The sequence below is a fragment of the Chamaesiphon sp. VAR_48_metabat_403 genome (assembly GCF_031422475.1).
Classification (GTDB): Bacteria; Cyanobacteriota; Cyanobacteriia; order Cyanobacteriales; family Chamaesiphonaceae; genus Chamaesiphon.
The window spans coordinates 1-2,938 of sequence record NZ_JANPLS010000495.1; the positions used below are offsets into that span (position 1 = coordinate 1).

The 2,938-nt window shown below is 45.2% G+C and carries 4 protein-coding genes; 3 read left to right on the plus strand and 1 reads right to left on the minus strand.

Features of this window, described 5'->3' with window-relative positions; all coding sequences use genetic code 11:
- Window positions 1–449 precede the first annotated feature (449 nt).
- Window positions 450–929, plus strand: a complete 480-nt coding sequence (gene ispF, locus RMO79_RS23315; protein WP_310485654.1) for a 2-C-methyl-D-erythritol 2,4-cyclodiphosphate synthase — start codon at window positions 450–452, stop codon at window positions 927–929.
- Between the two features lie 157 nt (window positions 930–1,086).
- A complete protein-coding gene (locus tag RMO79_RS23320; protein ID WP_310485655.1) occupies window positions 1,087–1,674 on the plus strand; it encodes an NYN domain-containing protein in 588 nt (195 codons plus the stop codon).
- Here the strand turns inward: RMO79_RS23320 and RMO79_RS23325 are convergent.
- A complete protein-coding gene (locus tag RMO79_RS23325; protein ID WP_310485656.1) occupies window positions 1,654–2,250 on the minus strand; it encodes a histidine phosphatase family protein in 597 nt (198 codons plus the stop codon). The two genes, RMO79_RS23320 and RMO79_RS23325, sit on opposite strands and share 21 nt — an antisense overlap.
- A gap of 376 nt (window positions 2,251–2,626) precedes the next feature.
- Between RMO79_RS23325 and RMO79_RS23330 the strand changes: the two genes are divergently transcribed.
- The coding region (locus RMO79_RS23330) for a sigma-70 factor domain-containing protein (protein ID WP_310485657.1) at window positions 2,627–2,938 on the plus strand (312 nt) is incomplete at its 3' end.

A 2,938-nucleotide genomic window follows, 5' to 3' on the forward strand; every position in this document is an offset into this window, starting at 1 on the left:
GTTACAATATTTGACATGAATCAAAAACGTGAATTAGGAATTGTGATGTTGCTTAGCCTCATTTCTTTGATTTGGGGAAGTTCGTTTATCCTGATGAAAATAGGTTTAAAAACATTTGAGCCTTTACATCTCGGCTAAAATATCCACACGATTGCTAATTAATGGTAATAATTTATTGAATACCATCGGAGGAAAGGTCTACCGTTCGACAATCCACTTAGCAGCCAAAATTAGCGGCGATTGCTTCCAATTGAGCGGTGATGGTATCGACGATATCTCGACTGTGTTCTCTAATTGTATCCATCAATTTTCGTTCCATGATTGGAGATCTCGATCTTGTGATGCTCTGTGCGTTGAGAATATTACTTTTTAGTTACCGCTCGAAGCTGGCGATCTGTACGATACGATCGATAATAGATATTTTGACACATCCCACTCCTCAAATCTGCATGAACATCCGAATTGGTAATGGTTACGACATTCATCGGCTCGTTGCCAATCGCCCGCTAATTTTAGGTGGAGTGCAGCTCGAACACGAGCTAGGATTATTAGGACACAGCGATGCTGATGTCCTCACTCATGCAATTATGGATGCGATGTTGGGTGCATTAAGCCTGGGCGATATCGGGCACTTTTTCCCGCCTACAGATGCTAAATGGGCTGGTGCCGATAGTATCGAACTCTTACAGCAAGTCAATAGTTTAATTATCGATCGCGGTTGGCAAATTAGTAATCTCGATACAGTCATCGTTGCCGAACGTCCTAAGCTCAAGCCCCATATTACTACCATGCGCGATCGCTTGGCACAAGCCCTGAAATTATCACCCGAACAAATTGGTGTCAAAGCCACCACTAACGAAAAATTAGATGCCACAGGCAGAGAAGAAGGCATCTGCGCCTACGCAGTCGTCTTGTTGGAGAGGCTTTAGGTTTTAGGTTTTAGTGGATAGTGGATATGGACGCAAGCGTCCTTTTCTCCCAGTCTCCCCGTCCCCCATCCCCCACCCCCCTATCCACTTATCCCACAACTTGCTAATATTAGATAAGTTAATATAAAAATTTATTAAGAAGGTTGTAAATTGAACCATGCCTCCCTCACGAAAGCAAGCTGTGTTGCTCGTTGATGGCTACAACGTGATTGGAGCCTGGACGGATTTACACGACCGACAGACAAATAGTAACCCGCTCAGTTCGGGATCTAGAGCCGATTTAGAAGCCGCACGGAATAAATTAGTCGAAGCACTAATCAACTTCAGTGCTTTTGAAGATTACCAAACTAAAATCGTTTTCGATGCCTACAGTCGCGATGCCCCAGCCTATTGCGAGATAGTTACACCCAACTTATCGATTCACTACAGTGACTTTTTAGAGACAGCGGATACTTACATTGAAAAATTCTGTGCGGCGTTTCGCCATGACATCCAGTATTCTGCTTCTAGACTGATTGTAGCTACATCCGATCGTGCCCAGCAACTCACGGCAATGGGATTTGGTGCCGAATGGATTTCTTCCCTCCAACTCATTTCCGATGTCGATTTTAGTGCCAAAAAGTCGAAACGACGGCACCGCCCCCAAAAACAATCCTCTGGCAGGTTTCTGTTCAACTCTCTCGATCCTAAAGCGCAAGCGCGGCTCTCTGCACTCCGCCACGGCTTACCCCTCGATGATACCTGACCAGATCTCGCCATCGCTAACTAATTTAATAATTCCCCCACAAGGCAAATCGTAAGTCCGCCAGTCGTCGTTTCCAGTTAATGCACTGGCGATCCCCAGTACCGAACCTTTGTGCGCGATCGCCAAAATTCGATCTTTTTTGGATTGAATCAGTTTGTGTGCTATAGTATTGAGACGTATATTTAATGCCGCAATAGTTTCAGGGTAGCAAGGCATCACAAGAGATTGATAATCACCATCAATATTTGGGTAACATCCTAGCAAATCTGCCATCGGAGTAGTTTTGGGTAACTCCGTCGTCCAATCTTGACACAACCACTCACACAAACCCCATTCCAGCCGGATTGGTAACTGGAGCAATCTTACCAACGGATCGACTGTTTGAATCGTCCTTAAAAAAGGAGAAGTAAAAATGCTGTCGATCGGCACGCTAGAAAATTTTACTGCCAATGCCTCCGCTTGTTCTACCCCCTGGAGCGAAAGCGGCGGATCGTAAGGGTAAATTGCACTCTCGAACCATTCTGGCTCGGTAAAATCTAATCTGTGTGCGTGGCGAACCAACCAAAATGTCTGCATTAAATGTAACTTGTCTGAATTGTGCTGTAGATCGCAATCGTGTAAATAAATCTTAACTATGATGAGAGTAGAAGTAAATCGATTGAGACGGTTATCTCGCGGCGGTTGGGCGTAAATTCCGATCCGATCGAGACCCCTAAAATCTAGAACCTATACTGTCAGCCAATTGGCTGAGGATAAAAAAGATCGATCGAGAATTGTATAGAAATGTTAAGATTATTAGAGAAAGCGTAAAAGTAAACTTGAGACCCAACGGCAACTGAGACTCTCCACGCTTACGACTGGTAACACATTACCAATGAGGCAAACGAGTGGGCACTCTGCTGCGATCGAGATTTTGCATCTAAAAAATTCCCCCTACATTTTAGCCAGAGTCATGAAAACTGCTCAAGCATCAACCGATACTGTCCGTACCTACCTCCGTGAAATCGGGCGCGTGCCCTTGCTCACCCACGAACAGGAAATCCTGTACGGTAAGCAGGTACAGCAGTTGACGATCCTGGTGGCGGTCAAGAATACTCTAATCGAAGAACTCAGCCGCGAGCCGAGTTTGACTGAATGGGCTACTGCTGCCAATACCGACGAACTGCAACTGCAAAAAACCGTTGCTGCGGGTGAAAATGCCAAACGCCGGATGGTAGAAGCCAATCTGCGACTGGTAGTATCTGTCGCCAAAAAGTATATCAAG

Excerpts from the sequence above, each read along its gene's own strand:
- ispF (WP_310485654.1), top strand. The coding sequence starts at position 450 with ATGAACATCCGAATTGGTAATGGTTACGACATTCATCGGCTCGTTGCC.
- RMO79_RS23320 (WP_310485655.1), top strand. The coding sequence starts at position 1,087 with ATGCCTCCCTCACGAAAGCAAGCTGTGTTGCTCGTTGATGGCTACAAC.
- RMO79_RS23325 (WP_310485656.1), bottom strand. The coding sequence starts at position 2,250 with ATGCAGACATTTTGGTTGGTTCGCCACGCACACAGATTAGATTTTACC.